The sequence below is a fragment of the Gordonia sp. 34D genome (genome assembly GCF_056682775.1).
Map to the genome: position 1 here is coordinate 1372242 of NZ_CM155293.1, position 14261 is coordinate 1386502.

General features: G+C 64.3%; 14 protein-coding genes. 3 read left to right on the forward strand and 11 right to left on the reverse strand.

The features are described from left to right. Positions 1-18: 18 nt before the first annotated feature. The 7 genes from AC1L34_RS06350 to AC1L34_RS06380 all read right to left on the reverse strand — a co-directional run bounded on the left by AC1L34_RS06350 (position 19) and on the right by AC1L34_RS06380 (position 7757). On the reverse strand, positions 19-1293 hold the full coding sequence (locus AC1L34_RS06350; RefSeq protein ID WP_424293226.1) for an MATE family efflux transporter: 1275 nt from the start codon (positions 1291-1293) through the stop codon (positions 19-21). Positions 1294-1314: 21 nt separating this feature from the next. Next, a complete protein-coding gene (locus AC1L34_RS06355) occupies positions 1315-2277 on the reverse strand; it encodes a DHH family phosphoesterase (RefSeq protein ID WP_424293227.1) in 963 nt (320 codons plus the stop codon). Next, the gene (rbfA, locus tag AC1L34_RS06360) at positions 2274-2735 is read right to left on the reverse strand and encodes a 30S ribosome-binding factor RbfA (protein ID WP_424293228.1); all 462 of its coding nucleotides are present in this window, start codon (positions 2733-2735) and stop codon (positions 2274-2276) included. The genes AC1L34_RS06355 and rbfA overlap by 4 nt, the downstream gene beginning before the upstream one ends. A gap of 2 nt (positions 2736-2737) precedes the next feature. Continuing rightward, a complete protein-coding gene (infB, locus tag AC1L34_RS06365) occupies positions 2738-5608 on the reverse strand; it encodes a translation initiation factor IF-2 (protein WP_480035193.1) in 2871 nt (956 codons plus the stop codon). 120 nt (positions 5609-5728) lie between these two features. After that, the gene (locus tag AC1L34_RS06370; RefSeq protein WP_424293131.1) at positions 5729-6001 is read right to left on the reverse strand and encodes a YlxR family protein; all 273 of its coding nucleotides are present in this window, start codon (positions 5999-6001) and stop codon (positions 5729-5731) included. 30 nt (positions 6002-6031) lie between these two features. Continuing rightward, a complete protein-coding gene (gene nusA / locus AC1L34_RS06375) occupies positions 6032-7129 on the reverse strand; it encodes a transcription termination factor NusA (protein ID WP_424293130.1) in 1098 nt (365 codons plus the stop codon). A gap of 61 nt (positions 7130-7190) precedes the next feature. Further along, complete coding sequence (locus tag AC1L34_RS06380; protein WP_424293129.1) at positions 7191-7757, reverse strand: ribosome maturation factor RimP; 567 nt, start codon at positions 7755-7757, stop codon at positions 7191-7193. 212 nt (positions 7758-7969) lie between these two features. Between AC1L34_RS06380 and AC1L34_RS06385 the strand changes: the two genes are divergently transcribed. Then, positions 7970-8416 carry a hypothetical protein gene (locus AC1L34_RS06385; RefSeq protein ID WP_480035194.1) on the forward strand — a complete coding sequence of 149 codons (447 nt, stop codon included), beginning with the start codon at positions 7970-7972 and terminating at the stop codon, positions 8414-8416. Continuing rightward, complete coding sequence (locus AC1L34_RS06390; protein WP_424293125.1) at positions 8413-8838, forward strand: ferritin-like domain-containing protein; 426 nt, start codon at positions 8413-8415, stop codon at positions 8836-8838. Before AC1L34_RS06385 ends, AC1L34_RS06390 begins: the two co-directional genes overlap by 4 nt. Before the next feature lie 13 nt (positions 8839-8851). Here the strand turns inward: AC1L34_RS06390 and AC1L34_RS06395 are convergent, their stop codons facing one another. Then, positions 8852-10582, reverse strand: a complete 1731-nt coding sequence (locus tag AC1L34_RS06395; protein ID WP_424293133.1) for a proline--tRNA ligase — start codon at positions 10580-10582, stop codon at positions 8852-8854. Between the two features lie 97 nt (positions 10583-10679). Here AC1L34_RS06395 and yaaA point away from each other — a divergent pair, with 97 nt between their 5' ends. Continuing rightward, positions 10680-11420: a peroxide stress protein YaaA gene (yaaA, locus tag AC1L34_RS06400; protein ID WP_424293124.1), complete on the forward strand. Its 741-nt coding sequence runs from the start codon at positions 10680-10682 to the stop codon at positions 11418-11420. A 134-nt stretch (positions 11421-11554) separates the two neighbouring features. Here yaaA and AC1L34_RS06405 read toward each other — a convergent pair whose 3' ends face one another. The 3 genes from AC1L34_RS06405 to AC1L34_RS06415 are packed head-to-tail and all read right to left on the reverse strand — an operon-like array spanning position 11555 to position 14242. Beyond that, a complete protein-coding gene (locus AC1L34_RS06405; RefSeq protein WP_424295296.1) occupies positions 11555-12010 on the reverse strand; it encodes a hypothetical protein in 456 nt (151 codons plus the stop codon). Further along, positions 12007-13230 carry a uroporphyrinogen-III C-methyltransferase gene (gene cobA, locus AC1L34_RS06410; protein WP_424295295.1) on the reverse strand — a complete coding sequence of 408 codons (1224 nt, stop codon included), beginning with the start codon at positions 13228-13230 and terminating at the stop codon, positions 12007-12009. Before cobA ends, AC1L34_RS06405 begins: the two co-directional genes overlap by 4 nt. A 31-nt stretch (positions 13231-13261) precedes the next feature. After that, complete coding sequence (locus tag AC1L34_RS06415; RefSeq protein WP_424295293.1) at positions 13262-14242, reverse strand: acyl-ACP desaturase; 981 nt, start codon at positions 14240-14242, stop codon at positions 13262-13264. Positions 14243-14261: the final 19 nt, after the last annotated feature.

Sequence of the window (14261 nt, forward strand, 5' to 3'; positions counted from 1 at the left end):
AGCGGGGCGAAACCCCAGTTACTTCACCCAAGCACCGCTGCGCACTCGCCAGACGACGGCTGCAAGTCGGGCAATCATGAATCCCAACAGGCCGGCCCAGATGCCAGCGAGGCCCCAGTTGAACACCAAAGACAGCCAGATCATGGGGAGAAAGACACCGAGTGCGCCAGCCAGGGTGGCGGTGCGCAGAAAGGCTGCGTCGCCACTACCGAGGAGCACGCCGTCGAGGGCAAAAACGACACCGGCGATCGGAAGCATGACGACGAAGAACCACCACGGAGTCCGCATTGCCTCGAGGATCGCCGGGTCGGACGTGAAGATCCGCGGAATGAGGTTCACGGTCGCCGCCAATACTGCGGCTAGCCCAATCGACAGCGCCAGGGAGACCACCGTCGCCCGTTTTGCGGCATCTTGAGCGCCCCGAAAAGCCTTAGCTCCCAGCGCCGCTCCGACGAGTTGCTGGGCGGCGATCGCCAATGAATCGAGTAGCAGGGACGTGAACTCCCACAGTTGAAGGACCACCTGGTGCGCAGCTACCTGCGCTACCCCAAATCGGGCGGCGACCGCCGCAGCCGACACAAAGCAAATCTGGAATGACAAGCTCCGCAAGATGAGGTCTCGAGCCATCACCAACTGCGCGCGGATCACCGGCCAGTCCAGCGCCAACTTGCCTCGCGCTTCAGTGGCGAGACGCACCACAAATGCCAAACCCGTCAACGACTGCCCGATGAGGTTGGCCCAAGCGCTCCCGTTCAGCCCCAGCCGTGGCAGTCCACCAACACCGTGAACCAAACCCACGCACAGCACTGCGGCAACGGCCAGTCCCCCAACCACAAAGTAGACCGGCCGACGAGTGTCTTGAACTCCGCGCATCCATCCGTTGCCCGCCATGGCGAGCAGAATCAGCGGGACCCCGAACACGGCGATTCGAAGCCAGTGCGCAGCGTCGGAAGCAACCACGGCGTCGGGCACCAGCGCACCGGTAATCCACGGCGCCAACGTGTAAACAACGGCGACAATCGCGGCGCCAACCCCGACCGCAATCCAACTCGCTTGGACGCCTTCGGCGACAGCGCGGTCGCGGTCACCGGCCCCAAAAGCACGCGCTGAGCGAGCTGTGGTGCCATAAGAAAGAAAGGTGAGCTGGGTACTGACCACAGCCAGGACCAGCGTCGACACCGAAAGCGCGGCAAGTTCGGTCGCACCGAGTCGCCCAACTACGGCAAGGTCGAGCATCAGGTATAGCGGCGCCGCGACCAGGACGACCAGAGCGGAACCTGCCAGTCTCAGCATGGTGTCGCGGAAACCGCCGACTCAGGCTTCGATGGCGGCAAGCAGGTGCGCCACAACGTCCTCGGCGCTACCGGAATCACTGTAACCAGAGGCGCGCACATGTCCGCCGCCGCCCAACCTGCGGGCTATCGGCATGACGTTCACGTCGGTCTTGCTGCGAAGCGAAACCGTCCACGATCCCGCCTCGACTTCTTTGAAGACCGCTGCCATTTCGGCTTCGTTCGCGGTGCGCAGAATATCGATGACGCTTTCAGATTCGTCCCAGTTCATTCCCGACATCTGCTCGGCGTTCACAATGCCGTAGACGAGACCGCGCCCGTCAAGCACATCGCTCCGCAACACCGAGGCACCGAGAACTTCGGAAACCATCTGCAGCCACGAATACGGGTGAGAATCAAGCAGTTCGCGACTCCAGCGGGCACCGTCGACGCCCGCTTCAAGCAGCCGTGCGGCCACAGCGAACGACGCCGGACGCGCCCACTTGAACGACCCAGTATCGGTGACGAGGCCCGCATACAGGCAGGTCGCAATGTCTGCAGTGAGCTCGCTGCCAAGCGCATCAACAAGTTCCAGCACGATCGACGCCGTGCAATCAGACTCCGGATCAATAAGATCCAGGTCGGCAAAACCACCGTTGGAGACGTGGTGGTCAATGCAAATCGAGTGGGGACCAGCGCGGAACGTCTCCACCAGATCTCCGAGGCGATCAATCGTCGCCGCATCCACGGCGACCGTGACATCAGTCGCGGGTACCTCGCCGGCAGCGACCATGAACTCGACACCCGGCAGCCGCTGAAGCGGACCGGGCAGCGCCTCGGGACCGGAGAACGCGCAGTACACGCGTTTCCCCAGCCCCGAGAGCGCTTGGCCCAATCCGAGAGCGCTGCCGATGGTGTCGGCGTCGGGCCGCACGTGACTGATGATCGCTACGGAATCCGCAGCAGTCAGCACGGCGGCCACTGTCTCAGTCGACGCGGGATTCACCCGACGGTGTCCTCTTCCTCGTCAGAAGGGTCATCGTGCTTATACGGATCTTCCTCGCCAGCCGGACGCGCATCGCGCGCCGCCTGGGCGACCAACTCATCCTGAGCTTTCGCTCGAGCCAAGAGTTCGTCCATGGCCCGAGTGGCATCGGGAACCATGTCGAGTTCGAACCGCAGGGTCGGAGTAAACCGAACACCGGTCCCCGCACCAACTTTGCTGCGGAGCGCGCCGGTCGCGGCGGCCAGTCCGGCCGCCGCTTCCGCCACATCGGGTTCGGACTCCACTGAGTCCCCCATCACCGTGTAAAACACCGTGGCATCGTGCAGATCACCGGTAACCCGACAATCTGTGATCGTCACGTGAGCAAGACGCGGATCCTTAATCTCGCCACCGATCGCCGAAGCGACGATGGTGGTGATCCGTTTCGCGAGCCGCGCGGCCCGTGCAGGATCTGCCATGACTAGTCCCGTGCCTTCTCGATCATCTCGTACGCCTCGATGACGTCGCCGACCTTGATGTCGTTGTAGGTGAGCGTCAGACCGCACTCGTAGCCCTCGCGGACCTCAGTGGCGTCATCCTTCTCACGCTTCAATGAGCTGATCGTGACATTCTCGGCGACGACGGCGTTGTCGCGGAGCAGGCGAGCCTTTGCGTTGCGACGCATAATGCCCGACTGAACCAAACAACCGGCGATGTTGCCGACCTTCGACGACTTGAAGATCGCGCGGATCTCGGCGCGGCCCAGTTCCGACTCTTCGTAGATCGGCTTGAGCATGCCCTTGAGCGCTGCTTCGATCTCTTCGATCGCCTTGTAGATGATCGAGTAGTAGCGAATCTCGACGCCCTCACGGTTAGCAAGCTCGGTGGCTTTACCTTCCGCACGGACATTGAAGCCGATGATGATGGCGTCCGAGGCCGCTGCCAGGTTGACGTTGGTTTCGGTGATACCACCGACGCCGCGGTCAATCACGCGCAACGACACCTCATCGTCGATCTCGATCTGAAGGAGTGCCTCTTCGAGCGCCTCGACGGTACCCGAGTTGTCACCCTTCAAGATCAGGTTCAACTGGCTGGTTTCGCGCAGTGCCGAATCCAGATCCTCGAGGCTGATCCGCTTACGGCTGCGTGCGGCCAGCGCGTTGCGCTTGCGCGCATTGCGGCGGTCGGCAATCTGCCGTGCGATGCGGTCTTCTTCGACGACCAGCAGGTTGTCGCCTGCACCCGGGACCGAGGTGAAACCAATCACCTGGACCGGACGCGACGGCAATGCCTCGGTGACATCGTCACCGTGCTCGTCGACCATCCGTCGCACGCGACCGTAGGCGTCACCCGCGACGATGGAGTCGCCGACGCGCAAAGTACCGCGCTGGATGAGGACGGTGGCGACCGGGCCACGACCGCGGTCAAGGTGTGCCTCAATGGCAACACCCTGGGCGTCCATGTCCGGGTTCGCACGAAGGTCGAGCGATGCATCGGCGGTCAGCAGGACGGCTTCGAGGAGCGAATCGATATTCTCGCCCTTCTTTGCCGAGATATCGACGAACATCGTGTCGCCGCCGTATTCCTCGGGCACCAGACCGTATTCGGTTAGCTGTCCGCGGATCTTGGCCGGATCGGCGCCTTCCTTATCGATCTTGTTGACCGCCACCACAATCGGCACGTCGGCCGCTTGCGCGTGGTTGACCGCTTCCACCGTCTGCGGCATAACGCCGTCGTCGGCCGCGACCACGAGGATCGCGATGTCGGTGGCCTTCGCACCGCGGGCACGCATGGCGGTAAACGCCTCGTGACCGGGGGTGTCGATGAAGGTGATGAGTCGGTCTTGGTCGTTGAGGTGCGTCAGCACCTGGTAGGCACCGATGTGCTGGGTGATGCCGCCAGCTTCGCCCTCGCCGACATTTTCCTTACGGATCGTGTCGAGAAGTCGAGTCTTGCCGTGGTCGACGTGACCCATGACGGTGACCACCGGAGGACGCTGCTGGAGGTCGTCATCGCCGCCGTCGTCTTCACCGTACGAAAGGTCGAAGCTTTCAAGAAGCTCACGGTCTTCGTCTTCGGGGCTGACGACCTGGACGACGTAGTTCATCTCCGAGCCAAGCAGCTCCAGCGTCTCGTCGTTGACGGACTCGGTTGCGGTGACCATTTCGCCGAGGTTGAACAGCGCCTGGACCAGCGAGGCCGGGTTGGCGTTGATCTTGTCAGCGAAGTCCGACAGCGAGGCACCGCGAGCGAGACGGATAGTCTCGCCGCCGCCGTGCGGCAACCGAATGCCACCGACGCTCGGCGCCTGCATCGAGTCGTACTCTTGACGCTTCTGACGCTTCGACTTGCGACCGCGTCGAGGTGCGCCGCCGGGACGACCGAAGGCACCTGCTGTGCCACCGCGTCCACGACCGCCGCCGCCGCCACCTGGGCGTCCGCGGAAGCCGCCACCGGGCGCTGCGCCGCCGCCGCCAGCTCCGCCGCCACCGGGACGGAAGCCGCCACCGGCACCGCCGCCATTGCGGCCGCCGCCTCCGCCGCGACCACCCGGACGGGCGTCAGGGCGGGCCGCACGCTGCGGCATCGCGCCGGGACTCGGGCGCGGGGGCATGCTACCCGGGTTGGGACGGGGACCGCCCGCACCACCGGGACGAGGGCCACCGGCACCGGGACCGGGCCGTGAGCCCTGACCGGAAGGACGAGGTCCACTGGCACCGCCGGGGCGAGGACCGCCCTGACCTGGTCGACCGCCGGGGCGAGGACCAGCGGCACCCGGACGCGGGCCCGTGGGGCGCGGAGCGGGAGCCGAGGAATACGGGTTGTTGGCGACACGCGGTGCGCGCGGGCCGGGACGCGGACCCGGACGCGGGCCGGGCGCTGCCGATTCGGCCGGTGCTGCGGTCTCGGCGGCCGCTGCCGGGGCAGCAGGCTTTTCGGCCGGAGCCGGAGTCGGTGTCTCCGCAGGTGCGGGTGCCTCGGCGACAACCGGGGCTTCCGGAGCCTTGGGTGCCGGCTTGGGTCCGGGCCGAGCGCCGGGCTTGGGACCACCGGAGCTAGCTGGTTTGGCTGCTTCAGCGGGAGCGGCAGGCTCCGGCTTGGCGGCCTTGGGACCGGGACGGGGACCGGGCTTGGCACCCGGCTTCGCCGCAGCCTTAGCGGGTGCGGCTTCGCCAGCGGCAGGACCACCGGCGGATTCAAAAGATTCACGCAACCGTCGGGCCACGGGGGCCTCAACGGTTGACGATGCGGACTTGACGAACTCGCCCTGTTCCTTGAGTCGTTCCAGCACAACCTTGCTGGCGATCCCCAATTCCTTGGCTAGTTCGTGGACGCGGGCCTTGCCTGCCACTGCTCTCCTCACTTGGAGGTCGAGCGGGCGATCCGCGCGACCTCGGTTTATTCAGTAAACGTGCTCATCGTGGAGACTTCACGGTGTGCTCATGTCATCTGCTACCTGTTCTGACTCCATTTAGGAGCCCTCACTCGTGATCGCGCCAAGTTGCTCGGCGAGATCGGTGGGTTTCACGGCGACGCCGCGATCCCGTAGCGCCGTTCCGAAAGCGTTGCGCCGCACCGCGAGTGACAAACATCGTTCGTCACGGTGCAGCCAGGCGCCCCGGCCCGGCAGTCTCCCCCGTTCATCGATCGTCACCTGCGCGGTATCTGCAATACCACGCAGCGCCACCAACCTGACCAGCACTGATGCTCGTTCACGTTGGCGACACCCGATGCAGGTGCGCATCGGAGGTGTCGACGTTCGAAGGGCCACAGGTCAGTTTAGCGTATCGCCGGGCTCATCGGTGCCACCGCGAACGTCGCCCCCATCACCGTCTGCACCGCCGGCGCCTTCGCTATCCTCAGCGCTCGCTTCGCGCGGGCCGCCGTCACCAGCGTCCGACCGGATGTCAATACGCCACCCGGTGAGCCTGGCCGCCAGGCGGGCATTCTGGCCCTCCTTGCCGATGGCCAGCGACAGCTGGTAGTCCGGCACGATAACCCGGGCGGCCTTGGTCTCTTCATCCATGACCGTTACCGAGATCACCTTGGCTGGCGAAAGCGCATTCCCGACAAACTCGGTCGGTTCTGCGGCGAAGTCAATGATGTCGATCTTCTCGCCGGACAGTTCGCTCATCACGTTACGAACACGCTGACCCATGGGACCAATGCAGGCCCCCTTGGCGTTGAGCCCGGCAACGTCGGTGTGGACGGCAATCTTGGAACGATGGCCAGCCTCGCGGGCGACGGCAACGATATCGACCGAACCGTCCGCAATCTCGGGCACCTCAAGGGAGAACAGCTTGCGAACCAGATTGGGGTGTGTCCGAGACAGGGTGATCTGGGGCCCACGCGGTCCGCGGACAACACCAACCACATAACACTTGATGCGGTCGCCATGCTTGTACGTTTCGGTCGGTACCTGCTCGGCCTGCGGGATAACACCCTCGGCGGAGTTGGACTCGCTACCGATCTGGACGATGACCATGCCCCGAGCGTTAGCCCGCGCGTCGGCCTGCACCACGCCGCCAACAACTTCGCCTTCGTGGGCGATGAGCTCGCCGTACGACTTCTCGTTTTCGGCGTCCCGCAGACGCTGCAAGATCACTTGACGCGCGGTGGTCGCGGCGATCCGACCGAACCCTTCGGGGGTGTCGTCCCACTCGTGAACCACGTTGCGGTCTTCGTCGAGTTCCTGACCCATCACGCGGACCTTGCCGGACTTGCGGTCGATGTCGATACGCGCGTGGGTGGCGGCCTCGTCGGTGTGGCGGTAGGCGGTCAACAGAGCCGACTCGATCGCGGAGAGAACAGTCTCGGCGGGAACGCCCTTGTCGGTTTCGATGAGTCTGAGCGCGCTGATATCAATTTGCATGGTGGCGACTCCTATTCGCTTGTCGGATTGAATTGTTGGTGGTGCGGCAATAGTGAAAGCACTAGTCGATCGCGGCGTTTTGCGGAGATTGACGACGGCGAGTGATCTCATCGTCGTCGAGTCCGCAGGCCCGCAGCGCGGCTTCGCCGGGTTTGGTGAAGTCCACATCGCCGACGGCCTTCGTGATGTTGGTGTACGGCACGTCAACGGTACTGATGCGGCTCTTGTCGACCAACACCAATGTCACTTGATTGTCGTCGCTGACACCGATGCGCGCCTCGCCACTCTTGTCGACGCCGTCGAGCGAATACTCGACATGAACCTTGCGACCCTGGTTTCGACGCCAGTGGCGGGGCAGTGTCAACGGACGGCCAATGCCGGGCGTGGTGAGTTCTAGATCATACGGCGAGTCGCCGAGGAGGCCCGAGGCCTCGATCACCGTCTCGAGTTCGCGACTGACTTCAGCGAGCGCATCGAGGGTGCTGCCACCGTCACGGTCGACGATGATGCGCACATCCCGCCGTCCCGGGGGCGTCAGTACGGCGAGCTCTTCGAGATCGAATCCGAGCTGGGCAACCACCGGCGTCACAAGATCGCCGAGCTTTCCGGTCAGGGCTTCGCCTGCCATGCCGCGGTCCTCCTGTTGTCGTAAAAATGAATCGCTCCGACGCGCGCCGGGCCGGGCTTTGAGTGTAGTCGATCGGCGGGCTGGCAGAATCTCACCTTGTGACCCCCGCCCCCGTGCACCTCCTTGCCCGTGACGTCCCTGCCAGCAATCACCCCGCGGCCTCCGCAAATTCCAGAACGGGGTCTATCGATTCCGGGTTTTCCCGTCGCGCGGTGTTGCGCGGCGGTGCCGTGATCGGCGTCGCAGCGATGGCCGGGTGGTCGTTGACGGCCTGCAACACGGGTCCGACGCAACGGGAACTCGACGCTCAGATGTTGCTCCCCCACGCGCAGGCTGCATTCGCGCAGCAGCGTGCCGCGACCGAACTATCGCCGCGCATCACCGAGTATGTGAACGCCCTCAAGACGGTCGCCGATCAACGCGGTCAGCATCTGCAGGCGTTGCGCGATGAAATTAATCGCCTCGACTCGTCCACGGCCGACCAGATCGAAGCCGGCAGTCCGGCACCAACAGCGTCGATCGAGGCGCTGCGGACCGCCATTGCGGCGTCCGCCAGATCCGCCAATCGTGCGTGCGTCACGTCATCCGGTTTCACCGCGGGCCTCCTCGGCTCCATCAGCGCTTCGTGCCAGACCCTGCAGAAAGTCCAGCTCGCATGACTTCAACCGATGCCCTCAACAATGCCGTCGATGCCGAGAACGCCGCCGTGTTCACGCTCGGCGTCATTACCGCGTTCACGACCGGCAGCGTGCGCGCAGCGGTCGCTGAACAGGTCGCCGAACATCGAGTACGGCGCGATCAACTTAACGACGTGCTCGTCCAGGAAGGTCAGCCGGAGCGGATCGCCGCCGCCGGCTACAAGCTGCCCGTCGACGTGACCGATCAGAACACCGCGGCGCAGGCCGCGTTGGCGGCCGAAACCGACTGCGAGAAGGCTTACCGAGTGCTGCTCGAGCAGGCCGACAGCAACCCCGTGCGGCAGATTGCCGTCGACGGCCTCACCGATTCGGCGTTGCGCGCCGCCTACTGGCGCGGTATCGCAAAGCAGTCGCCACTGACCGAGGCTTTCCCCGGCCAGTAGCGAACCGCGGCTTCTAGCCCCGGACGGCGGCGATGATCGAATCGATCGCGCCGTCGACCGGCACCGCATTGGCTTCACCGGCGAAGCGGTCACGGATCTCGATGGTGCCTTCGGCCCACCCGCGACCCACAACCACCACGGTTGGCATGCCGAGCAGCTCCGCGTCCTTGAACTTGACGCCAGGCGACGCCTTGCGGTCGTCGAACAGGACCGAGACACCCGCGGCGTCAAGGTCGGCGGCCAATTGCTGAGCACCGGCGACAGCGGCCTCATCCTTGTTTGCGATCACCAGGTGAACGTCGAACGGGGCAACCTCGCGCGGCCAGCGCAGGCCCTTGTCGTCGTGGCACTGCTCGGCCAAGACCGCGACCATGCGCGAAACGCCGAGCCCGTACGACCCCATCGTGACCCGGACCGGCTTGCCATTCTCACCGAGCACGTCGAAGGCGAAGGCATCGGTGTACTTGCGGCCCAGTTGGAAAATGTGGCCAATCTCGATGCCCTTGGCCGTCTGGAGGACACCCTTCCCGTCGGGTGACGGATCGCCGGCGCGCACCTGCGCGGCCTCGATGACACCGTCGGGTGTGAAGTCGCGGCCGCACACCAGGTTGACGTAGTGCTCGCCGGGCTTGTCGGCACCGGTGATCCACGACGTACCGCTGACCACGCGGGGGTCGGCAAGGTAGGCAAATTCGGCGGCCTGCACGGCTTTGGGCCCGATGTAGCCCTTGACCAGGGTGGGGTTGGCGGCGAAGTCGGCCTCGGTGAGGAGTTCAACCTCTGCGGGTTCGACGGACGCCTCCAGTCGCTTCATGTCCACTTCCCGGTCACCGGGGACCGCGACGGCGGTGATTTCCCACTCGCCGCCCGGCTTGCGGATCTTCACCATCACATTCTTGAGGGTGTCGGCGGCCGTGTAGGTGCCGTCAAGTGCTTCGTTGGCCCAGGCGACCAGGCTGTCGATGGTCGGTGTGTCACCGGTGTTGTGTGCGACCGCCGCGGGCAGTCCGTCGAACGGGATCTCCGCGGGCACCGGAGTGACGACGGCTTCAACGTTGGCCGCGTAGTCCGATTCAGTGCTGCGAACGAAGGTGTCTTCGCCCACCTCGGCGACGGCCAGGAACTCTTCCGAGGCGCTGCCACCCATCGCTCCGGACGTCGCGGCGACAATGACGTACTCGATGCCGAGTCGGTCGAAGATCCGCTGGTAGGTGATGCGGTGCGCATCGTAGGAAGCTTGCAGTCCCGCGTCGTCCATATCGAAGGAGTACGAGTCCTTCATCACGAATTCGCGTCCACGCAGGAGTCCAGCGCGGGGGCGTTCTTCGTCGCGGTACTTGGTCTGGATTTGGTAGAGCGTGACGGGGAGATCCTTGTACGAGCTGTACTCACCCTTCACAAGCTGGGTAAAGACCTCTTCGTGGGTGGGTCCGAGCATCATGTCAGCACCCTTACGGTCCTTGACACGGAACAGCGAGGGACCGTACTCGGTCCAGCGGCCGGTGGTCTCATAAGGGTCGCGCGGAAGCAGCGCGGGCAGCAGGATTTCCTGAGCGCCCATCGCGTCCATCTCTTCGCGTACCAGGTTCTCGACCGCACGGAGCACCTTCAGTCCCAGCGGGAGCCATTCGTAAACGCCGGGAGCGGCCCGGCGGATGTAGCCGGCGCGCACAAGCAACTTATGGCTTGGCACTTCGGCATCGGCGGGGTCGTCGCGGAGGGTACGCAGGAAGAGGTTCGACATCCGTGTGATCACGATGACCAGCTTAATCGGGTGGATTCTGCCGCAGTGCGGGGGCCGGTACTGTGGGCTCCTCAGCGGGGTTCGTTAGGGTGATCGCGTGTTCGTGATCCTGCCTCCTTCGGAGACCAAGTCTGACGGCGGCAAAGCCGCACCCCTCGACCTTGACACGTTGGTGTTGCCGTCGTTGAACCCAATTCGCCGAAAGTTGGCTGACGCGATCGTCGACTTGGCCGCCGATCTGGATACGTCTCGGACGGCACTGGGGTTGGGCGCGTCGGCGGTCGACGAAGTGCAACGCAATGCCGATCTGTGGGACGCCCCAACGCGTTCAGCGATCACCCGCTACACGGGTGTCCTGTACGACGCCCTCGACTACCCGGGCATGACGCGAGCCACTAAGACCAAGGCCGGCGACCGGTTGATGATTGGTTCGGCCCTGTTCGGTGTTGTCGGTGCGAATGACTTGATCCCGGCGTATCGGCTGTCGGGCGGATCGAAATTGCCGGGCTTCGGCACACTGGGCGCCCTGTGGAAGCCGAGCCTGTCGCCCGCGCTCGATTCGATCGACGATTTCGTCGTCGACTTACGCTCTGGCGTCTACCAAAAGTTGGGGCCGGTCGACGCGGCGGTGACAGCAACGGTCGTCACGGAGTTTCCCGACGGTTCCCGCAAGGTCGTCAGCCATTTCAATAAGCATTACAAGGGCTTGGTGGCGGCCGAGTTAGTTCGGACCCGCCGCAATGTGCGCGACATCAACACCGTCGCCGCAGTCCTCTCCGACGCCGGTCAACGCATCGAAATCTCGGGCCCCACCGAAATCACCGTCGTCACGCACTAGCCCCCATCCACCCAGCCGCCCAGCGACCCAGCCCGCCCTGGCGTTCTCGCATGATGCGTTGATTCCCGCACTATGTCTGACATAGTGCGGGAATCAACGCATCATGCGAGAACGGCCGGGGCGGGGTGCGGGGGCTACTTCGACTGCGGGAAGAACCACTGTTGGTCGTCGACTTCTTTGCTCTTGTCGTCGGCCAGGTTCACTTCGACGACTTCGCCGAGTTGCGCCTTCTGTGCCTGGATGCGGCCATAGCCGTACGCCGAAGCCATACCGACGACGCCGGTGAGGAGTCCGACGATCATCTGCAGTTCGCCAGAGTCGGTACCCGCGTCGGCCGATATGCGGTAAATCCAGCCGTTCAACGCGACCACTGCCAAACCACCGAAGGTCAACGGCCACACATAAGTTGTCCACACCGTCGACGGCAGCGGCTCAATTCCCGCGCGCTTGCGATACACCTGCCACAGCGACATCACGACGACGGCAAACCCCACGATGACGGCAGTAATTGCCGGATGCAGGGTCCACGAGCCAATCGCCGCGCACAGGAGCAAGATCCCGGAGATTCCAGCAGCCACACGTGCTGTCATTGCGTAAACTCCACCACTCGTTCGGCGTCGGTGAACCCCGCCACGGGGCCGATCACGGCGATCGCCGGGGCAATCAATTTCTCATCGGTTGCGGTCTGCGCCGCGTGGGCAAGATCTGTGCGCAGCAGACGTTGATCGGGGCGCGAGGCATTCTCGATAAAGGCGACCGGCGTATCGGCAGGTCTGCCACCCTCGAGCAGTGCCGTCGCGAAGTCGTCGATCCGCTTCACGGCCATCATCAGCACGATGGTGCCGCGCATCTGCGCCAACGCCGTCCAGTTGGTCAGCGAGTCCGGATGGTCCGGTGCGACGTGCCCGGAGACAATGACAACCTCATGCGTCACGCTCCGATGCGTCACCGGGATGCCAGCCAAAGCGGGAGCAGCAATGGGACTACTGATGCCGGGGACGACCGTCACCGGTACGCCCGCGGCCACGCACGCCTGCAGTTCCTCGAAACCACGACCGTAGACGTACGGGTCGCCGCCCTTGAGTCGGACGACAAACTTACCGGCCTTGGCACGTTCGACGAGGATCTCGTTGATCTTTTCTTGCCGCATGGCGCGCCCGTAGGGCACCTTCGCGGCGTCGATGATCTCCACCTGGGGTCCGAGTTCATCGAGCAGTGCCAACGGGGCGAGTCGATCGGCGACGACAACGTCGGCCTCGGCAAGCATCTTGCGACCGCGGACGGTGATGAGGTCGGCGTCACCGGGACCGCCACCCACCAAAGCCACACCCGCAGCGTGGTGACGATCGCTGTCGATCTTCAGCACGGTGCCGTCGGAGAGAGCCTCGGCGATGGCCGCGCGCACCGCCGCCGACCGATGGTGGTCACCGTTGGCGAGCACCCCAAAACGCAAGTCGCGGTAGACACCCGATGCGGGGGTGACGGCTGTGCCCGCCTTGCCATCATCAGCACGGACGCAGAAGATCCGTTTCAACTCGGCTTCGGTGCCCACCGCGGCGTTAACCTCAGGATCGTTGGTACATGCCATCGCATACCAGGCCCCGTCGAGGTCACCGTCGGCGTATGGCCGACGGTGAACCGTCACCGCCACCTCGGACTCAATCGATGGCGTGGGGTCGATCGCGATCACATGTACATCGGCACCGGAGGCGATCAGGTTGGGGAGGCGCCGCTGAGCGACACTGCCGCCACCGACGACGACCACTTTGCGACCGCTCAAATCCAGGCCAGCGAGGTAATGGGCTTGCATGAGGTACCAGCCTACCGGTGGCCCGGTATCGCTAGACGGGCACGCCGCGTCGTCGCTGCCGGTCCAGGGCACGCTCGCGCGATGCCTCGAAACGAGCGACCTTAATGTCCATTTCGCCAAGGAAATCGGCAAGCTTTTCCCGGTACATCTCGCCGACCGGACCAAAGTCGGTCCGCTCAAAGATGCGCCACTTGCGCAGCACCGGCATCACCACTTCGGTCATGTGCTGGGGAAGGTCGTAGATGCCGCCCTTCGCGATCAGCACTGCGTTGCGGCGGAAGTTGGGCATGGTTGCGCCGGGCATCTGGAAGTTCGCGACGATCGCATAGATCGCGGTCATGGCTTCGTCGGGCACCAGGTCGAGCGCGCCAGCGACCACGTTGCGGTAGAACAGCATGTGCAGGTTCTCGTCGGCGGCGACACGCTGCAGCATCCGGTCGGCGATCGGGTCGCCGCAGGCCTTGCCCGTATTGCGGTGACTGACGCGAGTCGCCAGTTCCTGGAACGAGACGTAGGCGACGGCGAATAGCATGTCGTAGCTGTGATCGCGCATGCCGTCGTCCTCGGGCAGCGGATTAAAGCCGCCGATCATGTGCGCCATACGGGTCTGTTCCAGCTCAACGGGATCAACCCCGCGCGTCACGACGAGGTAGTCGCGCATCACGATCGAATGTCGCATTTCCTCGGCAGTCCAGCGGCCCACCCAGTAGCCCCAGGCGTCGTCGAGACTGAAGTTGTCGGCAATGACCCGGTGGTATGACGGCAGGTTGTCTTCGGTCAGCAGGTTCGTGATCATCGCGGCTTTCGCAGTCTCCGACAGCTGCGACTGCTCCGGATCCCAATCCACGCCGCCGAGAGCGGCGAAGTTGCGACCGTCGTCCCACGGGACGTAGTCGTGGGGGTTCCAATCGCGGGTCATCTTCATGTGCCGCTCAACCTCGGTCTCGCACACGGGAAGAAGTTCGCGGAGCAGGTCGCTCCCGCTCATTGGTTTTCCAATCAGAGTGGTCATGTTCCCAGCTTCATGGTTT

Coding starts and splice junctions, on each gene's coding strand:
- AC1L34_RS06350 (WP_424293226.1), bottom strand. CDS start 1,293: ATGCTGAGACTGGCAGGTTCCGCTCTGGTCGTCCTGGTCGCGGCGCCG.
- rbfA (WP_424293228.1), bottom strand. CDS start 2,735: ATGGCAGATCCTGCACGGGCCGCGCGGCTCGCGAAACGGATCACCACC.
- AC1L34_RS06370 (WP_424293131.1), bottom strand. CDS start 6,001: ATGCGCACCTGCATCGGGTGTCGCCAACGTGAACGAGCATCAGTGCTG.
- nusA (WP_424293130.1), bottom strand. CDS start 7,129: ATGCAAATTGATATCAGCGCGCTCAGACTCATCGAAACCGACAAGGGC.
- AC1L34_RS06380 (WP_424293129.1), bottom strand. CDS start 7,757: ATGGCAGGCGAAGCCCTGACCGGAAAGCTCGGCGATCTTGTGACGCCG.
- AC1L34_RS06390 (WP_424293125.1), top strand. CDS start 8,413: ATGACTTCAACCGATGCCCTCAACAATGCCGTCGATGCCGAGAACGCC.
- AC1L34_RS06395 (WP_424293133.1), bottom strand. CDS start 10,582: ATGTCGAACCTCTTCCTGCGTACCCTCCGCGACGACCCCGCCGATGCC.
- AC1L34_RS06405 (WP_424295296.1), bottom strand. CDS start 12,010: ATGACAGCACGTGTGGCTGCTGGAATCTCCGGGATCTTGCTCCTGTGC.
- cobA (WP_424295295.1), bottom strand. CDS start 13,230: ATGCAAGCCCATTACCTCGCTGGCCTGGATTTGAGCGGTCGCAAAGTG.
- AC1L34_RS06415 (WP_424295293.1), bottom strand. CDS start 14,242: ATGACCACTCTGATTGGAAAACCAATGAGCGGGAGCGACCTGCTCCGC.